Raw genomic sequence first — 23,729 nt, forward strand, 5'->3', positions numbered from 1 at the left:
GGGCCCGTACACCTGTTGTCTCCTTCCGGCGTACGGCGCAAACAGCCCGGGTATCACCGAATCGGGCAGCGGACGGTGCGTCAGCTGCCGAGGGTGAACGAGGGGTTGTGTGGCTATGACGACGTGCTGGTATGAAGGGCCGCTGGCCGCCTTCGACACGGAGACGACGGGCGTGGACGTCGAGACCGACCGCATCGTGTCGGCCGCCGTCGTCGTCCAGGACGCCCCGGGCGTCCGGCCGCGGGTCAGCCGCTGGCTGGTGAACCCGGGCGTGCCGGTGCCCGCCGAGGCGACGGCGGTGCACGGGCTGACGGAGGAACACCTCCAGCGCAACGGCCGGTGGCCGGCGCCGGTGATGTTCGAGATAGCGGAGGCGCTCGCCGAGCAGGCGCACGTCGGCCGCCCGGTCGTGGTGATGAACGCGCCGTTCGATCTGACCCTGTTCGACCGGGAGTTGCGCCGCCATCGCGCCTCGGCCCTGAGCCGCTGGTTCGAGTCGGCGCCGCTGTGCGTGCTCGACCCGAGGGTCCTGGACAAGCATCTGGACCGCTATCGCAAGGGCCGCCGCACGCTGACCGATCTGTGCGCGCACTACGGCGTCGCCCTGGAGGGCGCGCACGACGCGGCGGCCGACGCCGTTGCGGCGCTGGAGGTCACCCGGGCGGTGGGCCGCCGTTTCGCGTCGCGGCTGGAGCGTCTCGGCCCCGGTGAGCTGCACACCCTTCAGGCGGTGTGGCACGCGGCGCAGGCCCGGGGTCTCCAGGCCTGGTTCGCGCGCAGCGGCGTGGAGGAGGCGGTCGATCCGGCCTGGCCGCTGCGTCCGGACCTGCCGGCGGCGGCCTGAGCACTTGGGCAGGAAGCCTGCGCAGGGCATGAAAAAAACCGGTCCGTCTGCGACGGACCGGCTGTTTCCGGTGGGCGATACTGGGTTCGAACCAGTGACCTCTTCGGTGTGAACGAAGCGCTCTCCCACTGAGCTAATCGCCCGGGAACGCACTGAACAATACAGGTCCCGGCACGCTTCCTTCAAACCGCGTCGAGGTGCCTGGCCAGTCCGCGCGCTCCCGCGCGCATCATCAGCCGGTGATTGGCCCGGAAGGCGGGCCGGCACGGCACGGCGAGCCGCCGCAACAGCGGCTTGCGGACCTCGACGAACTGGTCGTACCGCGCCAGAGTCCCCGCCCCCTCCGGCGTGAGCGTCCAGCGTGCCCATCCCTCCATGTCACCGGACAGGGCGATCTCCAGCACGCCGGCCCCGGGATCACGTCGCGCCTCCCGCGCGGTGAAGGTCATGTCGTACGGCAGGACGGAGCGGACCCGGATCACCCCCGTCGTGTCGTCGAGCCGGGTCACCTCCCGGACCTGGCGCCACCACCGGGGGTAGTCCTCGGCGCGCTCCAGCGCCTCGTACACGGTGGCGGGCGGCGCGGGAAGGGCCCACAGACTGCGGAAGCGGTAGCGGTTCCAGTCCATGACCGCAGTCTGCCCACTCAGGGCGGGTTCCGACTGAGTACGCGCCTGAGTATCCGCACTCATGGCCGGCACGGTGACGCGGGCCACACTGCGTGCCATGACGCACCTTCCGCCCCCGGCCGAGGAACTGCGGCTCCTCGACGCCGAACTCCGGCAACTGGACGCCCGCCGGGCCCAGTTGCTGACTCGCCGCGCCTGGCTGATCGCTGCCCTGCAGCAGACGGGGCAGCCGTCGCGGCCCTGGGCGCACCCGCGGACGCCGTCCGCCGCTGCGCCCCGACCGGAGACCGCAGCGCCCAGCGTGCAGAACGTGCTGCTGGTGCTCGGCGGTGTGCTGCTCACGCTCGCGGCAGCGGTGTTCACGCTGGTCAGCTGGGGGGACATGGGGATCACCGGGCGGGCGCTGGTGCTCGGCGCGGTCACGCTGGCCGCGCTCACCGGGCCGGCGCTTCTGCTGAAGCGGGGGCTGCGTTCGACGGCCGAGTCCGTGGCGGGGCTGGGCCTCGCGCTGACCGTCCTGGACGCCTACGCCCTGCACGAGGCCGCTCTCGCCGGGACGGACGGGACGGGGTACGCGGCAGCCGCGGCGGCGGTACTGGCGGGGATCTGGTCGACGTACGCTCTGCTGCCGGCCACGGTCGCGCTGCGGCTGCCCCTGCCCTGTGCCCTGGCGGCGGCCCAGTTCCCGCTGCTGCTGTGGGCCCTGTCGGCCGACGCGGGTCCGTACGTGATCAGCGCCGCGCTGCTGGTGACGGCCGGGCTCGACACGGTGGTGGCGCTGCGGGTGAAAACCCCGTCCGCCCGGGTCACCGCCATGGTCGGGGCGTACGGCGTGGGCACCTGCGGCATCCTGACCGCCGGTTGGCTGACCTTGACGGCTGACGCCCCGAGCGCAGCCGCCCGCGCCGGGGCGCTTCTCCTTCTTGCGGCGGCGATCGCGGTGGGAGCGGCTTGGCCGGGGGCGGGCGCGGGTTCGCTTTCGAGCGCGGGCACGGGCACGGGCACGGGCGAGAGCGCAGGTACGGACGAGAGCGCGAGCACAGGTGCGGGTTCGAGCGAGAGCGCGGCCTGGCAAGGACCGAGCGAGAAGCACGCTCTAGGTCTCGCGGTCGTCTCGGGCCTGCTCGTCGTCGGTGCGTTCGGCGGCGTGGCCCGCTCCTGGTTGCCGGGGATGTGGACGGTTCCGGCCTATCTGGCCTGCGGGATCGCCCTGCTGGCGGCGGTGCGGGCCGGGCGGCTGCCGGACACGGTGCGGCTCGGATCCGCCTGGGCCTCCGGTGCCGTGCAGGCGCTGGCCGTGCTGTGGGCGCTGCCCGTCGTCGCCGTGGTGGTGATGGGGCCGGCCGGATGGATCGGCCGGGTGTGGAGCGGCGCGCCGTCGGACGCCCGGGCCGCCGTGACCGTCGAGGCACCGTGGCCGCCCGACGCGGCGGTGGCTCCCGCCGTGCTGCTGGCCGTCGCGGCCGTTCTCGCTCCAGCGGTCCGTGCGGAGCAGTGGCGTTCACGGGCCCGGATCGGTGCGGCGGGCCTGGCGTGGGCCACGGCACTGACACTTCCGGCGGTCTTCGGGATGCCGTACGTCGCCGGGATGGTCCTCCTGGGAGTCATGACAGCGGCTGCCTTGTACGCGGGCCGGGCCACCGCGTCCACCGCGCGGCTCACCGCCCTCCTGCTCTCCCTGATCACCTCCGTCAGCCTCGCCCTGGTCTCCCTCGCCTCCCAGACCGTGACGCTCGTGGTGCTGTCGGTGCTGACGGCCCTGTTCGCCTCGGCCTCGTGGCGGACGAGCCTCACCTCCGTCACAGCTCCGGCCGCGCTCGTGTACGCCGCCGCTCTGGCCTCGGCGACGGGTGCCGCCGCGGACTGGCCGCCGTCCAGGACCGCCTTGCTGGTCCTGGCCGTTCCCGTGGCCGCCGCCCTGCTGGCGCCGCGTCTCGGTGGGAGTCGGGCGACGGTGCCGGTCGAGGCCGTGGGAGCCGCCGCCGGTCTGCTGGCCGTGGGTCTTGCGGTCACCGATCCACCGCTGCTCGCCCTGGTGCTGGCGTCGTGCGGCGTCATCACCGCGGGCACGGCACTGCGTCCGGACCGCCGTCCCGTCGGCTACGCGGCCACGGCCCTGTTCGTGCTCGCCGCCTGGGTACGCCTGGCCGCGTGGGAAGTCGGCACACCCGAGGCGTACACGCTCCCGGTGACCGTTCCGGCCCTGCTCGTCGGCGCCCTGCGCCGGCACCGCGACCCACAGGTCTCGTCCTGGACGGCGTACGGCCCCGGACTCGCCGCCACACTCGTGCCCAGCCTCCTCACGGCCTGGGGCGACCCGCACTGGACGCGGCCGTTGCTGCTGGGCACGGCGGCACTGCTGGTCACCCTGCTGGGTGCCCGGCACCGCCTCCAGGCGCCGCTGGTGCTCGGCGGCTCGGTGCTGACCCTGGTCGCGCTGCACGAACTCGCCCCGTACGTCGTGCAGGTGACCGGGGCACTCCCCCGCTGGGCGCCTCCCGCCCTCGCCGGACTCCTGCTGCTCGCACTCGGGGCGACGTACGAGCAGCGGATCCGGGACGTCCGGCGGGTGCGGGAGGTCCTGGGGAGGATGAACTAGCCGCCTCCTGCGGAACGGCTACGGCATCTTGTCGCCGACCAGCGCCAGGTTCTGGATGGCCGCCAGGCCGTACAGGGCCGTGGCGTTGGTGGACACCCAGGCCGCCTCGCTGCCGGGGACCAGGGCCGTCGGGCCCTCGATCTTCTTCGTGGACCAGTCGGTGGACTCCTTGTAGTCCCAGGTGTCCCGGCTGTTGTAGAACTGCTGCCACGCGCGTGCGGCCAGCTTGCCGTCGCCCGTCTGGACGGCGGCGTACGCGTCCTGCCGCGAGTGGCCCTGGAACAGCAGCAGGGAGCCGAAGTCGGAGCCGTAACGGGCCTTCTGCTCGGCCTTGGTGGCGTTGAAGTAGCGGCAGTAGTCGAGCCACGCCTCCTTGAACTTCGGCATGTCGACCTGGTCGATCAGCTCGGCGCACAGCTCGACCAGACCGAACATGGCCGACAAGTGCGAGACGCTGACCTTGGGTTCCTTGGCGACGGCGAACCTGCCTGTGTCCAGGTCGTACAGCGCGTCGCCCTGGACGAAGCCGTTGGGCTGGGCGGCGATGGTCTCCATGGTGGACAGGACCCTCGCCCTGGCCTTCTCCCACTTGGGGCCGCGCCGCTCCCACTCGGTGAGCCAGGCCGAGACCAGGCCGCTCCAGTCGGTGCCGAAGCCGATGGACAGGGCGTGGCGGTCGGGGGTGTAGGGCTCGGTGCGGATCTTGCGGAGAGGATCGAGGACGAGGAACGTCTCGTCGGAGTCGACGTTGGCGCGCATGAGGTCGCCGACGCGTTCGTCCGCCGTGAGGAAGTAGTAGTAGCGGCGGTACGTGGTGTTGGCGATGCGCTGCTGCTTGGCACTGTCCGCGTAGTGCTGGACACCGTGCCGGGTGCCGAGGCCCGCCCACTTGCCGAGGTGGTAGACGTCGACCTCGCCGGTGTGCCGGGTCATGGCCTCGGCGAAGCGGAAGATGTCGGCGCGGCCGGAGCGCATGTACGCGAACCACAGCCACAGGTCGGGCGAGAGCTCGGAGTTGTCCCAGGCGTAGCCGCCGACGTCGTAGCACCACTGGTGACGGCTCGGGTCGTAACTGTGCATGATGTCGCCGTAGTCCCAGAAGCCGTACCAACGGCGCATCTCCACCTGGTCCTTGTAATAGGTGAAGAGGAAGTCGAGGTGGTCCTCGATCTTCTCCTTGGCGCTGGTGGAACGGTCCGGCTCGGAGAACAGCTTGCCGAAGACGCCCGCCTTGATGAGCTGCTTGGGCGGGGCGGCGAGCTGCGGGGGCGTCCTGACGGCCTCGACCTGCTGGGCCATGGCCTCGGCGCCGGGCGTGGACTCGTGGGCCCAGAAGAGGAGTTCGCTGGTGCGGGCGATGCCGTACGGGGTGCCGAAGCCGGGCTCGTAGTCCTCGTAGGTGATGTTGAGGCCTTCGATCTGTTCGGGGTAGGTGTCCTGGCCCATGCCGTCGTGGTAGAAGCGCAGGTCCATGGGCTGCGCCTCGGGCGACCAGAGCCAGAGGGTGACCTCGGCCGTGTCGGTCTGGGCGTCGCGGATGTCGAGCTGGGCGGGGAACTTCTCCCAGAAGTCCCTCAGACCGAAGGCGAAGCCGCCGCTCGCGCCGCCCACGTACCCGAAGCCGCTGGCGCGCTTGCCGCCGCCCGCGCCGATCCAGCCGTGGCCCTTCTTGGTCCGCTTGCGGACCGTGAAGCCGTCGGCCGACAACTGGGAGAGGGTGTAGTCGCCCCACTCGGGGATGTACTGCAGGCGGGTGGTGACCCGCTGGTCCCAGGTGGCCGGGTCGGGCAGTTTCTTGCCCTCGAACTGGGCCGTGCGTACGGCCGCTCCCGGGTCGCGGCGCAGGCCGGTGATGCCCTTGACGGCCTCGCGGAGCAGGCCGGTGCCGTCGCCGCCGATGCGGATGTGCCGGTCGTACGCGGCATCCCGCATCGGCACCTGGAAGCGCACGCCGAGCCCGCGGATGAAGTCGCCACTGGCCTTCCCGGGCTCCTGCTTGCCGTCGAAGGTCAGGGTGTGGACCATGCGGAACGACTCGGCGCCCGCGTAGAAGTAGAGCCTGATGGAGAAGGGCAGCCAGCTGCGGCCGCCCTTGCGGTGCTTGCCGTCGATGCGGACGACCGCGCGGACCGGGCCCTCCTGTTCGACGGTGACCTTGTCGACGGCGCCGTCGAAGCGCTCGGTCTTGACCGCGCCCTGGTCCTCGTCCTCGATCTCGGGCTGGCGGATCAGCACGAGCCGGCCGTTCCTGGCGATCTCCGTCGAGCCCCGGGCGACCGACTTGACGATCGTGGAGCCGGACTTGCCGATCTTCGCGGTGATGACGCCGGTGGAGATGTCGATGGTGCCGCCGCGCTTGTCGACGGTGACCTTCTTCTCCGGTGCGGCGGGTGTCCCGGCGGTGAGGGTGAGCTTGCCGTTGCCCGAACCGACCGCGTGCGCGGTCCACTTGAGAGAGCCGTCGGGCCAGTAGGCGATCGGCCACGACTGCAGGGGTACGGCCTTGCCGTCCGCGTCCGTCAGCGCGAACGTCTGGTCTTTCTGGTAGGCGCCCTTCGGCCAGGGGACGCCGACGGTGGAGCCGGGGGCCGCGCCGAGGCCGCCGTCCTCCAGCCAGTCGAGGGTCACCGGGTCGGCGTCGGCGGGCTCGGCTCTGGGGACGGCCTGCGCGTCCTGGGTCCCCAGTGCCCAGCTGAACTGGGCGGCGGCTCCGGCGACGGCGGCCGCCTTGAGGAGGTTTCTGCGGGGGATGGGAGACATAGAGAGGCTGCCTTTCCTTGTCCGTGCGGGAAGCACATCCGTGCGCTGGTCAGGGGCATGACAGTGAGAGGCGCGGCGCCCGGGGCGCCGGCCTGGGACGAGGGCACCGCCGGTCAGCGGTGCCGGTACCGCTCCTCCACGGCGACGGCCGCCGCCGCGACGGCCCCGAGGACGGGGATCGCCAGCGGCGCGGTGAACCAGGCGGACACGGCCACCACGGCCAGCCCGGCGATGATCAGGAAGGACCCGGCCGGGTCGAGGACCGTCCGGCGCCAGGCGGCCGCGAGCAGGGTCCGCCAGCGTGCGTCCGGCTCCCAGACCGCCGCCGCGCGCAGCCCGGCCACGACCAGGCCGATCAGCGCGCACACCCCGACGGCCCCGACCAGCGGCCCGCCGGGAATCCCCGCCCGGACCGCCTGGACGTCCACCCAGACTGCGGCCACCGCCGCCCACCCGGCGAGCCCGGCGAGCCACCCGCCGCGCACGGCCGTACGGAAGTCGGCGACGAACTCCCGCCAGCCACCGCCCTCGTGCGCGGTACGGCGCCGCAGGTGCCGCGCCCCGGCAGCGAAGGCCGCCGGGTACGTCACCACACCCAGCGAGGCCACCGCGATCCACACACCGGTCAGCAGACACTCGGCGAACACACCGAACCGCTCGGCGAAGGCCGACTCCCCCCGTGCCTTCACTCGGGTCCCAGCCATGCTCACCTCAGCCCTTCAGACCGGATGTGGCCATGCCGTCGATCAGATAGCGCTGGAAGGCGAGGAAGAAGGCGAGCACCGGCAGCAGCGCGACCAGCGACATGGCGATCATGCCGCCGTAGTTGGCCAGCCCTTCCTGGTCCACGAACATCTTCAGGCCGAGGGAAACGGTGTACTTGTCGGGCTCGTTGAGGTAGATCAGCGGGCCCATGAAGTCGTTCCAGGAGTTGATGAACGTGAAGATGGCGCTGGTGATCAGGGCCGGGCGGCACAGCGGCAGCATGATCGACCAGTAGATGCGGAAGTGCCCGCAGCCGTCGAGGCGGGCCGCCTCGTCGAGTTCCTTGGGCATGTTGCGCATGAACTGCACCATCAGGAAGACGAAGAACGCCTCCGTGGCCAGGTACTTCCCCAGCAGCAGCGGGGTGTACGTGTTGATCATCCCCATGTTGCGGAACAGCACGTACTGCGGGATCAGCAGCACGTGGTACGGCAACAGGAGGGTGCCGATCATCAGCGTGAACAGCAGATTGCGGCCCGCGAACCTGATCCTCGCGAAGGCGTACGCCGTCAGCGAGCAGGACACCACGATCCCGATCACCGAACCGACCGCGAGGAAGAGCGAGTTGAAGAAGAAGGTGGAGATCGAGATGTCGGCGATGCCGTCGGCGAGGCTCTTGTAGTTGTCGAGTATGGGGTCGCTCGGCAGGAGGTCCAGGCTGCCGACGATGTCCTCGCTCCTCTTGAGGGAGCCGCCGATGACCCAGATCACCGGGTAGAGGATCACCGCGAGGACCAGCAGGGACCCGATGTGCCAGGCGAGGGATCCGGGCAGTTTGTGCCGAAAGCCGCCCGCTCGTGGGGTGGCGTCGGTGGCCTGCGCACTCATCGGGCGCCCTCCTCATAGTGCACCCAGCGCTTCTGGGACCAGAACAGCACCGCCGTCACCAGGGCGACCGCGACGAGCAGCATCCAGGCCATGGCGGAGGCCAGACCCATCCGGCTGTTCTCGAAGCCCTGGACGTAGAGGTAGCAGGTGTAGACCATCGAGCCGTCAGCCGGACCGCAGGCGTTGCCTCCGGCGCCGCCGCCGACGATGTACGCCGAACTGAAGATCTGGAAGGAGTGGATCGTCTCCAGCAGGACGTTGAAGAAGAGCACCGGGGAGATCATCGGCAGCGTGATGTTCCAGAACCGCCGCAGCTTGCCCGCCCCGTCGACCTCGGCCGCCTCGTACAGCTCGCGCGGGACCTGCTTGAGGCCGGCCAGGAAGATGACCATGGGGGCGCCGAACTGCCAGACGGTGAGCGCCACCAGGCTGTAGATGATCATGTCCGGGTCGCCGGTCCAGCCGCCGACGTCGATCCCGAAGATCTTCTGCGTACGGTCCACGATCGCGTCGTCCGAGAAGATCGCCTTCCAGACGATCGCGACGGAGACGCTCGCGCCGATCAGCGACGGCGCGTAGAAGGCGGCCCGGTAGAAGGCCTGCCCGCGCCGTTTCTGGGCCAGCAGCAGCGCCACACCCAGGGCCAAGAGGAGCTTGAGCGGCGTACCGACGACCACGTACCACAGCGTCACCCGCACCGAGTGCTGCCAGCGCGGATCGCCGAACATCTCCGAGAAGTTGTCGAGACCGATCCACTTGGGCGCGTCGAACAGGTTGTAGTCGGTGAACGCGAAGTAGAGCGAGGCGACCATCGGGCCCGCGGTGAGCAGCAGGAACCCGGCGATCCAGGGGGACATGAAGAGATAGCCGGCCAGGTTCTCCCGGCGCCGCCGCCGCTTGAGGGCGGCGGGGCGCTCGGGCTTCACCGGACCGTGCCGCGGCTCGGAGTCCTGGGACAGGCCCTCCATCGCAGGGGCGTGTGTCACGGTGGTTCCCATCAGCTGCCGAGAGCCGTCTTCGACTCGGTGAAGAACTGCTTGACGGCGTCGTCCACCGAGCGCTTGCCCAGGCCGAGTTCCTCACCGATGCGCAGGAACGCGGCCTCACAGATGTCAGCGCCGTTCGGATGCGGGGTGATCGGCTCCAGGACACCCGCCTCGACGAGGGACTCCTCGTAGGCGGCTATCGCCTGGTTGACCGGGTCGTTCGGCTTGTACGCGTCGAACTGGGCCTGCGTCGCGGGCACACCGCGGTCGTATCCCATGATCTTGGCGACCTCGGGGTCGTGGACCATGAAGTCGATGAACTGGGCCACTTCCTTGGGGTGCTGCGTGCGCTTGGAGGCACTGAGCATGAGGGAGCCGAGGTACTGGCCGGTCTTCTTGCCGTCCGTGGTCGGGATGGGAGCCAGGCCGTACTCACTCTTGCCCTCGGAGGTGTAGCGGACGGTGAAGTTGTCCCAGGTGAACTCGCCACCGGAGAGTTCACCTGCGACCGCGGACTTGGGCTTGATCTGGGCGACCTTCTTCTGGTTGGCGTAGATGCCGTCCTCGACACCCTTCTTGGCCTTCGCCCACCAGTCCTTCAGGTCCGCCTCGGTGAACCCGAGCCCGTCCTCGGTGAAGAACGCCTTGCCGTTCTGGCGCAGGTAGAGGTCGTAGAGATACATGACGTTGTACGGGCCGGTGTCACCGGCACGCCCCGTCCTGTCGCGGATCTTCTCCATGGCCGCGTGGTAGTCGTCCCAGGTCCAGCCTTGCTCCGGTTTCACGCCCGCCTTGGTGTAGACGGGCTTGTCGATGACCAGAGCCATCGAGTTGGAACCGACCGGAACGCCGAGGAGCTTGCCGTCGATCTCGCCGAACTTCTCGAGTCCGGCGCGGAATCCGTCCATCCGGAGGTTGCCGGCCTTGACCTGCTCACTGAGATCGAGCAGCACGTTCTTCGCGTCGTATTTGCGCAGGAACCCGATGGCATTCTGGAAGACGTCCGGCGGATTTCCCCCGGAAGCCTGGGTGTTGAACTTCTTCCAGAAGTCGAGATAAGGCTGGAAGTCCGTTTTCACCTTGATCTTCGGGTACTTCTTCTCGAAGAGCGCGATGGTCTTGTTGATGCGCTGGGCGCGGTCCTCCGCACCCCACCACGCGTAACGGATCGTCACCGTCCCGTCCGCGGAGGCTCCTCCGTCGCCACCGCAGCCGGTGGTCGCGGCCAGCCCCAGCGTGGCCGCCGTGGCCCCGGCTGCCTTCAGAATCGTACGTCTCTCAACATTCCTGCCGTTCACCACGGTTGGACCTCCCCGCACGTCGTCCCGCTCGCATGAATCGTTTCAAGTAAGCGCTTGCTGGCACAAGTTACGGAGGGCCTGAGGGTGCGTCAATGATTCGGACAAGAATTTCTTACCGAGCGGGCCGACAGCGAGGCGGGGCGCGGGGGTGGCACGCCGGGTCCGCCGGGGTGACGTCACTGGTGGGGCCGGTGTGGTCGGCGGGCCGAACGGTACGGGGCCGCCCACATGGGTTCCGGGAGCGACCGAAACGCGACGCCGGGCCGGGCGGCGGAGGACCGGGCGGAAGGCGGCCGGTTTCCGTCAGCCGGCCCTGGAGCAGGACGGCGCGCGGGGCGTTCGACGGCCGGAACAGCGGATGCCCGCGCGAGGCGGCCCGGGCAGCGAACGACGGCGGCCCTCCTGCGCAGTCGCAGGTGGGCCGCCGATCCGGGTGGGCGATACTGGGTTCGAACCAGTGACCTCTTCGGTGTGAACGAAGCGCTCTCCCACTGAGCTAATCGCCCGGACGCAGGAAGAACATTACCGCATGTCAGGTGGTGCCTGTGACCGGCACCGGCGGACACCGGCACCCCCGCCGCGGCTCACTGGTTCTCGATCTTCCAGGGCATGGCCATGCCGAATTTCCACACGTAGATACCGACCAGTACGGCCACGATCACCAGCCCGATGGTCGTCAGGATGATGTTCCGGCGCCGCACCTTGGGGTCGAGGGCGCGCTGCGCGGCCTCCGTGACCTTCCGCTTGGTCCAGCGGAGCACCAGCTGGGCCCACACGAACTCGGTCGCCCAGATCGCCATGCCGCCGAAGATCACCACCCAGCCCGGTCCCGGCAGGGGCAGCATGATGATGCCCGTCACGACGACCGCGAGCCCGATGATGAAGACGCCGACCTGCCAGCTCACGTGCAGCAGGCGGCGTGCCTTGATGAATTCAGGTGCCCGCGAGCCGAGCCCCCGCTCCTGCTCGCTGCGCACCTCGTCCGTCCCCGTCTCGTCCGGCGCCACGGCCACCTCGCCCGGCTCGTCACTCCCCGTATTCATACGGCCAAACACTACCCGAGCGAAACCAGTCACCGGAATGGACGCACGACGCGAATGAGCCCTCGGCCGGAAGAGTTACATAAAGGCACGCAAAACACTCAGAGGGGTTTACAACGGCACCGTAGGTGGCATGTCGATTTCGCCGACGTGCGAATCCCCGAGCGCACACTGAGCGAAAGGCCCTGGCGCTTATGAACACCACGGTCAGCTGCGAGCTGCACCTGCGCCTCGTTGTGTCGAGCGAGTCCTCCCTGCCTGTCCCCGCAGGCCTGCGGTACGACACGGCCGACCCCTACGCCGTGCACGCCACCTTCCACACCGGAGCCGAGGAGACCGTCGAGTGGGTGTTCGCCCGCGACCTCCTCGCCGAGGGACTTCACCGCCCTACGGGCACCGGCGACGTCCGCGTCTGGCCGTCGCGCAGCCATGGTCAGGGCGTCGTATGCATCGCCCTGAGCTCACCGGAGGGCGAGGCCCTGCTCGAGGCCCCGGCGCGGGCCCTGGAGTCCTTCCTGAAGCGGACCGACGCCGCCGTGCCGCCCGGCACGGAGCACCGGCACTTCGACCTCGATCAGGAGCTCTCGCACATCCTGGCGGAGAGCTAGGGCGAGGCCCTCACAAAGCCGCCCGGCGCCGTCGACTCGGGGAGACGGCTCGGGCCTGGACAACCGCATACGGGATACACCGGCGCCGGCGCCGCGGATCACGCGGTGCGGCGCCGGCTCGCGTGTGCCAGCCGCTCGTCACGTGTGCCGCCGTTCCGCTCGCCTGTGCCGCCGGGCGGAATCCCGCAGCGGCCGGCCTGCCGCTGCCCGGAGGGCGGGCGGGAACCATGGCTCGCCGGGCGGCGTTGTATTCGAAGCCATGTGCGGGCATGAGGGCGGTCCGACCGTGGTGGAGCCGTTACCATCGGCCAGCATCGGCGGGCGCCCGCCCGACCCCCAGGCCAGGGAGCGAATCGTGCTGATCACCCACGACACCCGGTGCGCCCTCGACACCGTGGTCGATCTGGTGAACACCGCACCGGAGGACGACACGGCGGCGGACGGGCTGCCGGACGTGGCGACTCTCGCGGACTTCGTACGGAACCACCAGATCAGCGATGTGGGCGTGCTCTCGGAGTTCGACCTCTCGGCGGTGCGGAAGATCCGCGGCCGGTTCGCCGCCGTCTTCGCCGCCCCCGACGCCCGGACCGCCGCCAGGCTGATCAACGACCTGGTCGCGGCCGCCGGCACCACCCCCCGGCTCACGGACCACGACGGCTACGACTGGCATGTGCACTACTTCGCACCCGGTGCCTCCATCGCCGACCACCTGGCCGCCGACTGCGGGATGGCACTGGCCTTCTTCGTGGTCGCCGGCGAGCAGGAGCGGCTGCGGCGGTGCGAGGCGCCCGACTGCCGGAGGGCCTTCGTCGACCTGTCCCGCAACCGCTCGCGGCGGTACTGCGACAGCCGCACCTGCGGGAACCGCCTGCACGTGGCCGCGTACCGGGCGCGTCGCAAGGAGGCGGCGGGCTGACCGCCACCCAGGGGCGAGTCGCAAGGAGGCGGCGGGCTGACCGCCACCCAGGGGCGAGTGGCGCGCGGGTCATCCATGCCGACGCGGTGCCCGGCGGGTGGCGCCGGGTACCGCGGGTACGGCTCACAGCAACAGCAGATCATGCAGCGAGGCCATGAGCAGCAGACTCCCGATCACCGCAAGGAAGATCATCAGCGGTGGCTGGGAAAGGGCGAAGAGGCAACCACGTGGCTCGTCCTGCCGGGGACGTGGCTCGTCCTGCGGCGGTGCGGGGTCGCTCTGTTCCGTCGTGTCCAGCATCTCGCGGCGATGATGACGCAGTCGCCGGGCCGGACGCGATCGGCGGCCTCGTTCGGTGCGGGAGTGCGCCGATTCCGTGAGGTCCGGTTCAGGTTGTGATCACTTCCGCGCACCCTCGGACCCACTGTGACGATTCGGCCCGCGCGTGGCCGTCATATGCCGTGCTTCTTGAGGATGGCCTCGATGTCGCTGAAGTCGTCGTCGCCGCGGGACGCCGTCGCGGGCCGGGTGGCCGGGCGGGACCCCTGGCCCAGGGAGGGCGCCGCAGCCGCCGGAGCCACCGCATCCGGCTGGGCGGCCGCGCGGGCCGCCTTGCGCTCCTTGCGGGTGCCGCCGCGGCGGCGCTCCACCACACGCGTGGTCATGAACAGCAGCCACGCGACACCGAGCACCCCGAACCCCGCCCAGGCGGTCAGGCTGAAGGCGGTGTCGGCCAGCCACTCGACGACGCCCGTCATCACCAGGCCGATCGGCACGAGCGAGTACGCCGCGATACGGGTCGCCGCGAGGAAGCGCTTGCGGTACGCCGTGATGGCCGCAATTCCCAGGCCGGCCGCGGACACGGCGGAGCAGACGGTCTCGGCAATCATCCGGTCCTCCAGGCGTGGCGCGGTCGAGCAGGGCACTTCGTCCCTTCCATCCTGCACCCGCCGCACCCCGGCGGGCCATGCCCCGGCCCGACATCAGGGACATCTCCGGGTCGCCTCCTCCGCAGGTGCCGGTGCGGGTGTACGGCCTGGGAGAATGTCGGTATGAGCGACTCCTCCCCTGCCCCTGCCGCCGCCCCCGTCCTGGAGGTCTGGTGCGACCTCCAGTGCCCGGACTGCCGCACCGCGCTGGACGACCTCCGTGCCCTGCGCGCCCGCTACGGCAACCGTCTGGAACTGCGGCTGCGGCACTTCCCGCTGGAGAAGAACAAGCACGCCTTCGCAGCCGCCCAGGCCGCGGAGGAGGCCTGGGAGCAGGGCCGGGGCTGGGAGTACGCCGAGGCGCTCCTGGGGCGGGTCGAGGAGCTGGGCCGGGCGGGAGAGCCCTTCCTGGTCGATCTGGCCCGCGAACTGGACCTGGACGCCGAGGAGTTCGACACAGCCCTGATCGACGGCCGGCACATCCTGATCGTGGACGCCGACCAGGCCGAGGGCAAGGCGATCGGCGTGACCGGCACCCCGACGTACGTCATCGGCGGTGAGCGGCTCGACGGAGGCAAGAGCCAGGAGGGGCTGCGCGAGCGGATCGAGCAGATCGCGGACCGGCTGCTGGCCGGGCAGGAACAGGACTGAGCTGACGATCCCCCGTTCCTGGCACGGTCCCCCGCTCCTGGCACGGTCCCCCGGCCGCTACAACAGCGGCTTGTACATCGCGTACAGCTTCGTCTCGTAGCCGAGCGACGCGTAGAGCCGTTCGGCCGGGGTGTTGCCGGCGAAGACGTTGAGGCCGATGGCGCGCCTGCCCTCGACGATCGTCTGGGCCTCGGCGAGCAGCATCAGGGTGCGGCCGTGTCCCTTGCCGCGGTGGGCGGCGTCGGTCTCGACGTCGAAGACGAAGGCGCTGTCCTCGCGCAGCGCGAGCCACAGCACGCCCACCGCCGTCCCCTCGTGTTCCAGGACGCTGATGAGCATGCCGGGGGTGGCGAGGCCGTCGGGCAGCAGGGTGGCGTGGTCCCGCTCCGACTTGGCGCGGGCCTCGGCCTCCGGAACGCCCCGCTCGATCCAGCTCTGCGCGTAGTCCTCCTCGCCCTTCTCCAGCCAGGGGCCGAACTCCGCCTCGGTCATGGGCCGGGCACGGCTGCCCTGCGGCAGCTCCGGCGGGGTGTCGCCGAGCTGCTTCTCCATGCCGCGGTTGCGCACGACGTAGCCGAGCGCGGTGGCGAGCCGGAACGCCGCGGCGGCGTCGGCGGGCACGGTCGCCTCGATTCGGCGGCACCCCCAGCCGCGCGCCACCTCCTCGGCGGCGAGCGCGGCCACCGTGCCCCGGCCGCGTCCGCGGTCCGGCTCCTCGATGCGCAGCTTCGTGATCCGGGCCACGGCGTCGCCGAACACGGGATGCGTGCCGAGGTGTATCGCCCCTACGGGACGGCTGTTCACGCACACCTGGTAGCGGCGTGAGCGCGTCCCGTCGGCGTTCTGCTGAAGCGGCTCGGCCGGCCGCAGGGTCGTGGTCATCAGGGGTGTTCTACCCGCAACCACGCCCCTGGTCAGCCGAATAAGCGGGGGTTGTCAGGGGTCGAGGTCGTCCCCTGACCGCTCCTCGAAGACCCGCATGGCCTTGGCGGTCACCGGGCCGGGGGCGCCGGGCAGCTCACGGTCGTCGACCCGGTGCACGGCCTGGACGTCCCGCAGCGTGGACGTGAGGAAGATCTCGTCGGCCCGCTCCAGGACGTCCAGCGGCAGGTCGGTCTCCTCGGCGCCGGTCCATTCGATCGCCAGCGCGCGCGTGATGCCCGCGAGGCAGCCCGAGGCGAGCGGCGGGGTGTGGATCTCGCCGTCGAGGACGACGAAGACGTTGGACCCTGTGCCCTCGCACAGCAATCCCACCGTGTTGCCGAACAGGGCTTCGGAGGCGCCCTGTTCACGGGCGCGGGCGAGGGCGACGACGTTCTCGGCGTACGAGGTGGTCTTCAGGCCGGTGAGCGCGCCGCGCTCGTTGCGCGTCCAGGGGACCGTGATCACGGCGGTGGAGTCGGGGCGGCGGGTGGTCTCGCCGAGGGCGACGACGAGGGTCGGGCCGTGCTCGCCGCGGTCGGAGCCGAGCGGGCCGTGGCCGCCGGTGTAGGTGATGCGCAGGCGACCGAGCGGCATGGGGTTGGCCTCCAGGACGGCGGCACAGGCACGGCGTACCTCGTCGTGGTCCGGGTCGGGCAGACCGAGGCCGCGCGCCGACCGGGTCAGCCGGTCGAGGTGCCGCGTGAGCGCGAACGGCCGGCCGTCCACGGCCTTCACCGTCTCGAAGATGCCGTCGCCCACGGTCAGCCCGTGGTCGAAGACGGAGACACGGGCGGACTCGGTGTCCTGCAAGCCGCCGTCGAGCCAGATCTTCACGTCAGGTCCTCTCCACTCACCTCGTGCCCTCCCGACGCTATCGCGAGCAGCCGGGCCGCCTTCAGCTCGGTCTCCCGCCACTCCCCCTCGGGATCGGAGCCCCATGTGATGCCGGCACCGGTGCCGAAGCGCAGCACGCCGTCGGCCCGGTCGATCCAGAACGTACGGATGCCCACGGCCAGCTCACCGGCCTGCCGGTCGGCGTCGACCCACCCGATCCCTCCGCAGTACGGCCCTCTGGGCGCCGTCTCCAGCGCGTCGATGATCCGCAGCGCGCTCGACTTGGGCGCGCCGGTGACCGAGCCGGGCGGGAAGGCGGCGGCGAGCAGCTCGGCCCAGCCGGCCCCCTCCCCCAGCTCGCCACGGACCGTCGACACGAGGTGGACCAGCCCCGGATGCTTCTCGACGGCACACAGGTCGGGCACCGTCACACTGCCGGTGGCGCAGACCCGCCCGATGTCGTTGCGGACGAGGTCCACGATCATCACGTTCTCGGCGTAGTCCTTCTCCAGCAGGTCCGCCTCGGTGCGGCCAGTGCCCTTGATCGGGCCCGACTCGACGACGCGTCCGTCGCGCCGCAGGAACAGCTCGGGGGACGCGGTGGCGACCTCCACGCCGTGACCGGGCAGGCGGATCGTTCCTGCATACGGCGCCGGGTTGCCACGGGCCAGCAGTGCGGTGAGGGCGTCCACGTCGGCGCCGGGTGCGACGGGCGCGGACAGCACCCGGCACAGGTTCGCCTGGTAGACCTCGCCGGCGGCGATGTGCCGGCGGATCCGGCACACCGCCGCCGTGTACGCGGCGCGGTCGAGCGACGACGTCCAGTCATCCGCCGCCGGTCCCCGCCACGCGCCGGGTACGGGGGCGGGCACGGCCGCCTTCCGCACATCCCGGAAGCGTGCGCAGGTCAGACGGCCCTCGAAGTCGGCGCAGACGGCCCAGAAGCCGCTGGATTCCAGGGCTTCGGGGTCGTCGGTGACATCGAGGAGCCCGGTGGCGACACGGTCGCCGAAGCGGGCGAGGGGAGGGAGGTCGAGCACGCAGTCGAGTCTATGGCGGTGTCCCGCGGGTGACCGGGGGATGTCCCTCGGTGAGTCCCTGTGAACGCCCTGAGCAGGGGAAGCGCAGCACGCTGCACAAACGCGTTTTTGTGCTGGCCCCGGAATCCGCTAGAGTTCAACTCGTCGCCGGGCCGCGCGAGCGGACCGAAACGACAAGCGGACGTAGCTCAGTTGGTAGAGCGCAACCTTGCCAAGGTTGAGGTCGCGAGTTCGAACCTCGTCGTCCGCTCGAGGAACAGGGGGCTTCCCGGCCCCCTACGCTCCTGGTGGAGTGGCCGAGAGGCGAGGCAACGGCCTGCAAAGCCGTCTACACGGGTTCAAATCCCGTCTCCACCTCCAAGGACGATTAGCTCAGCGGGAGAGCGCTTCCCTGACACGGAAGAGGTCACTGGTTCAATCCCAGTATCGTCCACTGGATCTGCTCGAAGATCCGAACCCGCGCGATTAGCTCAGCGGGAGAGCGCTTCCCTGACACGGAAGAGGTCACTGGTTCAATCCCAGTATCGCGCACGCAGTGCCCATGATCCGCTGCACGGTCATGGTCCCGAGGACGATTAGCTCAGCGGGAGAGCGCTTCCCTGACACGGAAGAGGTCACTGGTTCAATCCCAGTATCGTCCACATCACACCGGAGCCCCCGGCCGTAGGAATCGGCCGGGGGCTTCGTCGTGTCGCGGTCCTCGGGTCAGGACGAGAACAGCATGCGCCCGAAGCTCTTCTGCCGGTGGTGACCCTGGTGGCCATGGTGTCCGTGGCCACCGTGCGGGGCGCCCCAGGCGGGGGCCGCAGGGGCGGGGTAGGCCTGGGGGGCAGGGTAGGCCTGGGGGGCAGGGTAGGCCTGGGGGGCTGGTGGGGGCGGCGGAGCCGACTGGGACCACTGGGCCTCCAGTCGGGTCAGCGACTCCAGCTCGCCGTAGTCGAGAAAGATCCCACGGCAGCCGCTGCACTGCTCGATCTGGACACCGTTGCGGTTGTACGTGTGCATCGGCGCACGGCATTTCGGACACTGCATGGTGGTTCAACTCCTCGCCGGTCGGTCCTGCTTCGTGTGTCGCCAGGACAGACTCTGTCCGGCTGTGGTCGGTTGCACCCTACTTCGTGTGCTCCTGCGCCAACTGCGGCGGGACGGTAGCCATTCGGTCACAGGCGTCCACGACCGACTGCTCCACCTCGTCCAGAGGGCGACCGGCCGCGACCGCCTTGGCGACGGCCCGGGCCGCGGTCTGCACGGTGAGGGCGCGGGCGGGGACGTCCAGGGCGGGCCAGGGATCGCCGTCGACCGGGACGGCCGGGCCGCCCTCGGCTCGGTAGGCGGCGAGGAACCGGGCCCATTCGCCGGGCGGGAGCAGTCCGCAGGCGTACCAGGCGGCGGGGCGGGCCAGATCCCAGGCCGGGACACCGACGCCGAGGTCGTCCACGTCGATCAGCAGCCAGGGGCCGTCGGGGGCGGGGTGGCGTATGAGCTGGCCGAGGTGGAGGTCGCCGTGGCACAGGGTGCCGGTGTGCGGCATCGGCGTCTCGGCTCGGGCCCAGGCGGGGAGGGTGTCCCAGGCGCGCAGGACCGGGGTGGCTGCGGGGTGCGGGCCGGCGTCCCGGAGCCGGGCGATGGCTCGGGCCGCCTTGGCGGGGCCTCGCATGGTGGGCATGCCGGGCGGGGGCGGGGTGCGGTGCAGTCGGGCGAGGAGGGTCGCGGCGGCTTCCCAGGGGGCGGCGTCGGGGGTGTCCGGGTCCACGGGGATGCCGTACGGCCAGAACGTCACGAGGCGGCCGTGCAGGTCGGCCGGGGTCGGGGCGAGTGGGGGCAGGAGGATGCCGGGGTGGTGAGTGGCGAGGGTGAGGCGGGTGGTCAGTTCGGTGGGGTCGCTGTCTTCCGCGTGGGCCTTCGCGACGGTGTCCGCGTGCCGTACGACGACGCCGTCGGGGTGGTCGGCGAGGGTGGCTGCTCCGCAGGGGCAGGCCGTGGAGCGGGCGTGGGCGGTGGCTCTGGCCTTGGCGGTGAGCTGTTGTACGAGCTGGGCGGGGGCGGGCTTCACTGGGCTCCCGGGGTGTGGGTGTCGGGGGCGAGAGTACGCGCAGGTGAGGCCGGGCTGTAAGGCGCTGTGGGGTGCAGGTGCTCCGCGTCGGTACCGGACCGGGTGGGTCGGCAACCGGCGGAGCGGGTGCCGCTTCTTCGGGAGGGTGCCGCCCTCAGCGGCACGAATGCCCGCAGCTGGGCGGGATCAGGGCAAAGCAATGCCGGCGCAGCTCCCCAGCTGCGCCGGCATTTTTGCCGTCCGCCGCACCCCCGTCCCCACGGGGTTTCATGGGTGGGATGTCCCCGCCCGGACCGCTCTTCCGGGCCTGGGGTCGCCGCTCAGCGCCCCAGCATCTCTCCCACGGACGACGCCTGTGTGGCCACTGTCTCCCACCCGTCGAAGACGAGGAGGAGCAGGACCGCCAGGGGAAGGGCCATCAGCGTCGCCACCACGGGGTGGCGACGGCCCTGGCGGCGGCGGAACGCGGCGGCGTACACCTTGCGTCCCTCTTCACGGATCAGTGTCCGCGGTGCCGTGTGGGCCATGGTCCCTCTCCTGACCGTTCTCAGTTGTCGTTGGCAGCGGCGGGTGTCTGACCTCGGGGGACGAGTGCTGCACCCGCCGCTTGACCTCAAATCTAGGCGGCCGGCCCTCCCCGGGCGTCATGCCCTCGTACCGATTGCCGGGCCTCCCGGAGGATGAGCCGTCACCTGCGGTGTACTCCCCTGGGTGGAGACAAAGGCCTGGGTCTCAGGGTCTTCCCCGAAGGGGCGCCCGGATCACCCCGCTTTGTCCGAGCTCTCCTCCCTCGGAATCGGCTGTTCGACCAGTGCCAGCACCCGGTTCGCCATGAAACGGGCCGTACGCACGACCGTTCCGCTCCTGGTGACTTCGCTCACTTCCACGACACCTCGACGTACCGCCGTCTCCACCCTGCGGCCCGCCCTGCTCGCCACCACCTCATACGTGCGCGTCGTGTCACCGGCGTCCACGACTATCTCCACACGGTCACCCTTCACGGGTCCAATCCCCCTTTCGTGGCAGGCGGTTGGGCTCATGCCCCGCGCGAACACGGCCTGTCCGCGCGCCCCCTGACCACCCTTCAAGTCTCCCACCCACCACTGACAATCCATCGCCCCGAGAGGGCGCGGCCTCTGCGCGCGGGCGGCTGTGGAAACGTAAGCTGTGGCTCGTCACAGGACCGGGCAGCGGGGATGAACATGGCGATGATGCGCCTGAGGCGCGAGGACCCGCGCGTCGTCGGCTCGTTCAGGCTTCACAGACGGCTCGGCGCGGGCGGGATGGGCGTGGTCTACCTGGGCTCCGACAAGAAGGGGCAGCGGGTCGCGCTCAAGGTCATCCGGCCTGACCTGGCGGAGGATCAGGAGTTCCGCTCGCGCTTCGCCCGTGAGGTCTCGGCGGCACGACGGATTCGCGGCGGGTGCACGGCACGGCTCGTGGCGGCCGACCTGGACGCGGACCGGCCCTGGTTCGCCACGCAGTACGTACCCGGCCCCTCCCTGCACGACAAGGTCGCCGCCGAGGGGCCGCTCGGCGCGGCCGACGTCGCGGCCGTCGGTGCCGCCCTGTCGGAAGGCCTGGTCGCCGTGCACGAGGCCGGGGTCGTGCACCGGGACCTGAAGCCGTCCAACATTCTGCTGTCCCCGAAGGGGCCGCGGATCATCGACTTCGGCATCGCCTGGGCCACCGGCGCCTCGACGCTCACCCACGTCGGTACGGCGGTCGGCTCGCCGGGCTTCCTCGCACCCGAGCAGGTGCGCGGCGCCGCCGTCACACCGGCCACGGACGTGTTCTCGCTCGGTGCCACGCTCGCGTACGCCTCGATGGGCGACTCGCCCTTCGGGCACGGCAGTTCCGAGGTGATGCTGTACCGCGTCGTGCACGAGGAGCCGCAGCTGCACGGCGTGCCCGACGCGTTGGCTCCGCTCGTCCGGGCGTGCCTGGCGAAGGACCCGGAGGAACGGCCCAGCACGCTCCAACTGTCCATGCGGCTCAAGGAGATCGCGGCCCGGGAGTCACAGGACCTGGCCGGCGTACGGCCGCCCGCGCCGCGCGGCGCCGAGACGGACCGGCCCACCGACACCTACCCCGAGCGCGCCCGGCGTCCGCAGGGACAGCAGGGTGCGGGGGCCTCCGGGGCGCAGCGGGGCCGGGGGACTCCCCCGCCGCGGCGCTCCTCCGGGCCCGGGGACGGCGTTCCGTCGCCGGACGGCCCGGCTTCCCAGGGCGGAACCGGCTCCCGGGGCGGAGCCCGGGCGGCGGGCGGCGGGAACCGGTCCACGGGTGGCGGAAGCCGGTCGACGGGGGGCGGGAGCCGCGGCAGGACTCCGGTGCGCGGCGCCGGTGCCTCGCGTGGCGGGACCCCGTCGCGGTCCGGATCACGGCCGACGCCCACCGGACGCAACGGAACCCGGTCGGGCAGCGGTACCGGGCGGCCGGCGTCCAGGAACACGGGGACCGGGCTGCGGCCCGCCAATCCCCGGCTGCTGCGGCAGCGGCTGTTCGTGTTCGTCGTGGTCACGCTGCTGGTGGCGGTCGGCATCGCCCTGGTGCAGGGCTGTCAGGGCTCGGCGCGGGGTCTCGGCGGTGACGGGGACGGTGTCCGGCAGGAGCACGTCGAGCAGGGCATCGAACGGCAGGGCTTCGAACCGTAAGGCTGCGTACCGGAGGCTGCCTACCGGTAGGGGTGCGACCCGAAGGCTGCGTACCGGTGGGGCTGCGAACCGTAGGCCGCGCAGCTCAGGTCCGCCGTCACAGCCCCGGCAGGATCCGCTCGAAGAACTCGCGGTCGCCGTCGAAGACCGGGTCGAGGGTCAGGAACTCCCCCGGCGTGACCCAGCGGGCCTCGGCGACCTCGTCCGGGTCGGGGACGACCTCCCCCGTGTCCGCGTGGGCGGTCCACCAGTGGAGGCGGAAGCGGTGGTCGTCGGTCTCCGACTCCCACACCTTCGCCAGCGGCACGACGGTGAGGCCGACCTCCTCGCGGACCTCCCGGACCACCGCCTGCTCCTGGGTCTCGCCCGGTTCGAGTGTGCCGCTCAGCGGCTGCCAGTAGCCGGGGCGGGCGACCGCCGGGCCCCGCCGGATCGCGAGGACGCGGTCCCCGCGCCGCAGTACGGCCACGATCGCCTGGCGCTGCTCCACGTACGGCCCCTAGGACTGAGGGCGGCCGGTGGCCACGGCGTAGAAGGCCACGGCCGCCGCCGCGCCCACGTTGAGGGAGTCGACGCCGTGGGACATGGGGATGCGGACCCATTCGTCGGCGGCGACCAGGGCCTGGGTGGACAGGCCGTCGCCCTCGGCGCCGAGCATGAGGGCCACGCGGTCCATGGTGTGCGGGGCGGCCTCGTCGAGGGGCCGGGCCTTCTCGTCGGGGGTGAGGGCGAGCAGGGTGAAGCCGGCCTCGCGGACCGACTCCAGGCCCTTGGGCCAGGTGTCCAGACGGGCGTACGGCACGGAGAAGACCGCGCCCATGGAGACCTTCACGCTGCGGCGGTAGAGGGGGTCGGCGCAGTCCGGGGAGAGCAGGACCGCGTCCATGCCGAGGGCGGCGGCCGAGCGGAAGATCGCGCCGATGTTGGTGTGGTCGTTGACCGACTCCATGATCACGACGCGGCGGGCGGTCTGGAGGAGGTCGGCGGCCGTGGGCAGGGGCTTGCGCTGCATGGAGGCGAGCGCGCCGCGGTGCACGTGGTAGCCGGTGACCTGCTCGGCGAGCTCGGGGCTGACCGCGTAGACGGGGGCCGGGAGTTCGTCGATGACGTCGCGCATGACGTCGACCCACTTGGCCGAGAGCAGCATGGACCGCATCGCGTAGCCCGCTTCCTTGGCCCTTCTGATGACCTTCTCGCCCTCGGCGATGAAGAGGCCCTCGGCGGGTTCGCGCTTGCGGCGCAGATCCACGTCGGTCAGGCCGGTGTAGTCGCGCAGGCGCGGGTCGTCGGGATCCTCGACGGTGATGAGATCGGCCACAGGGTGATACTGCCTTGTCCTGGGTGCGGTGCCAACGGCTTGGGACG

The 23,729-nt window shown here is 71.1% G+C and carries 24 protein-coding genes and 7 tRNA genes; 11 read left to right on the forward strand and 20 right to left on the reverse strand.

Going from position 1 to position 23,729, the window contains the following annotated elements:
* Positions 1-115: 115 nt before the first annotated feature.
* Complete coding sequence (locus tag HDA41_RS07185; protein WP_184981765.1) at positions 116-844, forward strand: 3'-5' exonuclease; 729 nt, start codon at positions 116-118, stop codon at positions 842-844.
* A 71-nt stretch (positions 845-915) separates the two neighbouring features.
* Here HDA41_RS07185 and HDA41_RS07190 read toward each other — a convergent pair.
* Positions 916-987 (reverse strand) — tRNA-Val (locus tag HDA41_RS07190).
* 39 nt (positions 988-1,026) lie between these two features.
* Positions 1,027-1,473 (reverse strand): SRPBCC family protein, encoded by a 447-nt coding sequence (locus tag HDA41_RS07195; protein ID WP_184981767.1) that lies wholly within the window; start codon positions 1,471-1,473, stop codon positions 1,027-1,029.
* A gap of 97 nt (positions 1,474-1,570) precedes the next feature.
* On the opposite strand from HDA41_RS07195, the gene HDA41_RS07200 reads away from it, so the two are divergent.
* Positions 1,571-4,072, forward strand: a complete 2,502-nt coding sequence (locus HDA41_RS07200) for an SCO7613 C-terminal domain-containing membrane protein (RefSeq protein ID WP_376706770.1) — start codon at positions 1,571-1,573, stop codon at positions 4,070-4,072.
* Positions 4,073-4,090: 18 nt separating this feature from the next.
* Here HDA41_RS07200 and HDA41_RS07205 read toward each other — a convergent pair whose 3' ends face one another.
* The 7 genes from HDA41_RS07205 to HDA41_RS07235 all read right to left on the reverse strand — a co-directional run bounded on the left by HDA41_RS07205 (position 4,091) and on the right by HDA41_RS07235 (position 11,755).
* Complete coding sequence (locus HDA41_RS07205) at positions 4,091-6,832, reverse strand: exo-rhamnogalacturonan lyase family protein (RefSeq protein ID WP_184981771.1); 2,742 nt, start codon at positions 6,830-6,832, stop codon at positions 4,091-4,093.
* 113 nt (positions 6,833-6,945) lie between these two features.
* Positions 6,946-7,536: a hypothetical protein gene (locus HDA41_RS07210; RefSeq protein WP_184981773.1), complete on the reverse strand. Its 591-nt coding sequence runs from the start codon at positions 7,534-7,536 to the stop codon at positions 6,946-6,948.
* Between the two features lie 7 nt (positions 7,537-7,543).
* A complete protein-coding gene (locus HDA41_RS07215; protein WP_184981775.1) occupies positions 7,544-8,425 on the reverse strand; it encodes a carbohydrate ABC transporter permease in 882 nt (293 codons plus the stop codon).
* Positions 8,422-9,423: a carbohydrate ABC transporter permease gene (locus HDA41_RS07220; protein ID WP_184981777.1), complete on the reverse strand. Its 1,002-nt coding sequence runs from the start codon at positions 9,421-9,423 to the stop codon at positions 8,422-8,424. The genes HDA41_RS07215 and HDA41_RS07220 overlap by 4 nt, the downstream gene beginning before the upstream one ends.
* A complete protein-coding gene (locus tag HDA41_RS07225; protein ID WP_184981779.1) occupies positions 9,423-10,712 on the reverse strand; it encodes an ABC transporter substrate-binding protein in 1,290 nt (429 codons plus the stop codon). The genes HDA41_RS07220 and HDA41_RS07225 overlap by 1 nt, the downstream gene beginning before the upstream one ends.
* A 434-nt stretch (positions 10,713-11,146) precedes the next feature.
* Positions 11,147-11,218, reverse strand: a tRNA-Val gene (locus tag HDA41_RS07230).
* Between the two features lie 78 nt (positions 11,219-11,296).
* Entirely contained in the window at positions 11,297-11,755 is a 459-nt protein-coding gene (locus HDA41_RS07235; protein WP_184981781.1) for a TIGR02611 family protein, read from the reverse strand.
* Between the two features lie 191 nt (positions 11,756-11,946).
* Here HDA41_RS07235 and HDA41_RS07240 point away from each other — a divergent pair, with 191 nt between their 5' ends.
* Positions 11,947-12,360, forward strand: a complete 414-nt coding sequence (locus HDA41_RS07240; RefSeq protein ID WP_004002642.1) for an SsgA family sporulation/cell division regulator — start codon at positions 11,947-11,949, stop codon at positions 12,358-12,360.
* Between the two features lie 355 nt (positions 12,361-12,715).
* Positions 12,716-13,276 carry a CGNR zinc finger domain-containing protein gene (locus HDA41_RS07245; protein WP_184981784.1) on the forward strand — a complete coding sequence of 187 codons (561 nt, stop codon included), beginning with the start codon at positions 12,716-12,718 and terminating at the stop codon, positions 13,274-13,276.
* Between the two features lie 123 nt (positions 13,277-13,399).
* On the opposite strand, the gene HDA41_RS07250 is transcribed toward HDA41_RS07245, so the two are convergent.
* A complete protein-coding gene (locus HDA41_RS07250; protein WP_020272479.1) occupies positions 13,400-13,576 on the reverse strand; it encodes a hypothetical protein in 177 nt (58 codons plus the stop codon).
* A gap of 152 nt (positions 13,577-13,728) precedes the next feature.
* The gene (locus tag HDA41_RS07255) at positions 13,729-14,166 is read right to left on the reverse strand and encodes a hypothetical protein (RefSeq protein ID WP_184981786.1); all 438 of its coding nucleotides are present in this window, start codon (positions 14,164-14,166) and stop codon (positions 13,729-13,731) included.
* 162 nt (positions 14,167-14,328) lie between these two features.
* On the opposite strand from HDA41_RS07255, the gene HDA41_RS07260 reads away from it, so the two are divergent.
* A complete protein-coding gene (locus tag HDA41_RS07260; protein WP_184981788.1) occupies positions 14,329-14,856 on the forward strand; it encodes a DsbA family protein in 528 nt (175 codons plus the stop codon).
* Positions 14,857-14,913: 57 nt separating this feature from the next.
* On the opposite strand, the gene HDA41_RS07265 is transcribed toward HDA41_RS07260, so the two are convergent.
* From HDA41_RS07265 to HDA41_RS07275, 3 genes are read right to left on the reverse strand one after another with little or no spacing between them, the layout of a single operon-like run.
* Positions 14,914-15,738 (reverse strand): GNAT family N-acetyltransferase, encoded by an 825-nt coding sequence (locus HDA41_RS07265; RefSeq protein WP_184981790.1) that lies wholly within the window; start codon positions 15,736-15,738, stop codon positions 14,914-14,916.
* A 54-nt stretch (positions 15,739-15,792) separates the two neighbouring features.
* Positions 15,793-16,614 carry an aminotransferase class IV gene (locus HDA41_RS07270; protein ID WP_184981793.1) on the reverse strand — a complete coding sequence of 274 codons (822 nt, stop codon included), beginning with the start codon at positions 16,612-16,614 and terminating at the stop codon, positions 15,793-15,795.
* Positions 16,611-17,654, reverse strand: a complete 1,044-nt coding sequence (locus HDA41_RS07275; protein ID WP_184981795.1) for a chorismate-binding protein — start codon at positions 17,652-17,654, stop codon at positions 16,611-16,613. Before HDA41_RS07275 ends, HDA41_RS07270 begins: the two co-directional genes overlap by 4 nt.
* Before the next feature lie 177 nt (positions 17,655-17,831).
* Here HDA41_RS07275 and HDA41_RS07280 point away from each other — a divergent pair.
* The 5 genes from HDA41_RS07280 (at position 17,832) to HDA41_RS07300 (ending at position 18,295) form a co-directional block, all read left to right on the forward strand.
* Positions 17,832-17,904, forward strand: a tRNA-Gly gene (locus HDA41_RS07280).
* Positions 17,905-17,940: 36 nt separating this feature from the next.
* Positions 17,941-18,014 (forward strand) — tRNA-Cys (locus tag HDA41_RS07285).
* Between the two features lies 1 nt (position 18,015).
* A tRNA-Val gene (locus HDA41_RS07290) sits at positions 18,016-18,087 on the forward strand.
* A gap of 26 nt (positions 18,088-18,113) precedes the next feature.
* Positions 18,114-18,185, forward strand: a tRNA-Val gene (locus tag HDA41_RS07295).
* Positions 18,186-18,223: 38 nt separating this feature from the next.
* A tRNA-Val gene (locus HDA41_RS07300) sits at positions 18,224-18,295 on the forward strand.
* A 64-nt stretch (positions 18,296-18,359) separates the two neighbouring features.
* Here the strand turns inward: HDA41_RS07300 and HDA41_RS07305 are convergent.
* The 4 genes from HDA41_RS07305 to HDA41_RS07320 form a co-directional block, all read right to left on the reverse strand.
* Positions 18,360-18,686: a TFIIB-type zinc ribbon-containing protein gene (locus HDA41_RS07305; RefSeq protein ID WP_184981797.1), complete on the reverse strand. Its 327-nt coding sequence runs from the start codon at positions 18,684-18,686 to the stop codon at positions 18,360-18,362.
* A gap of 79 nt (positions 18,687-18,765) precedes the next feature.
* Positions 18,766-19,707, reverse strand: a complete 942-nt coding sequence (locus HDA41_RS07310) for a phosphotransferase family protein (RefSeq protein ID WP_184981799.1) — start codon at positions 19,705-19,707, stop codon at positions 18,766-18,768.
* 320 nt (positions 19,708-20,027) lie between these two features.
* Positions 20,028-20,234 (reverse strand): hypothetical protein, encoded by a 207-nt coding sequence (locus HDA41_RS07315; protein ID WP_086565651.1) that lies wholly within the window; start codon positions 20,232-20,234, stop codon positions 20,028-20,030.
* A 234-nt stretch (positions 20,235-20,468) separates the two neighbouring features.
* Complete coding sequence (locus HDA41_RS07320; protein WP_184981801.1) at positions 20,469-20,708, reverse strand: DUF8836 family protein; 240 nt, start codon at positions 20,706-20,708, stop codon at positions 20,469-20,471.
* Positions 20,709-20,903: 195 nt separating this feature from the next.
* On the opposite strand from HDA41_RS07320, the gene HDA41_RS07325 reads away from it, so the two are divergent.
* Positions 20,904-22,364: a serine/threonine-protein kinase gene (locus HDA41_RS07325; protein WP_184981803.1), complete on the forward strand. Its 1,461-nt coding sequence runs from the start codon at positions 20,904-20,906 to the stop codon at positions 22,362-22,364.
* A 97-nt stretch (positions 22,365-22,461) separates the two neighbouring features.
* Here HDA41_RS07325 and HDA41_RS07330 read toward each other — a convergent pair whose 3' ends face one another.
* Together HDA41_RS07330 and HDA41_RS07335 are read right to left on the reverse strand one after the other, a co-directional pair.
* Positions 22,462-22,854: an NUDIX domain-containing protein gene (locus HDA41_RS07330; RefSeq protein ID WP_184981804.1), complete on the reverse strand. Its 393-nt coding sequence runs from the start codon at positions 22,852-22,854 to the stop codon at positions 22,462-22,464.
* A 9-nt stretch (positions 22,855-22,863) separates the two neighbouring features.
* On the reverse strand, positions 22,864-23,682 hold the full coding sequence (locus HDA41_RS07335; RefSeq protein ID WP_184981806.1) for a TrmH family RNA methyltransferase: 819 nt from the start codon (positions 23,680-23,682) through the stop codon (positions 22,864-22,866).
* Positions 23,683-23,729: the final 47 nt, after the last annotated feature.

Origin of the sequence: Streptomyces caelestis (genome assembly GCF_014205255.1) — a bacterium.
GTDB lineage: Bacteria > Actinomycetota > Actinomycetes > Streptomycetales > Streptomycetaceae > Streptomyces > Streptomyces caelestis.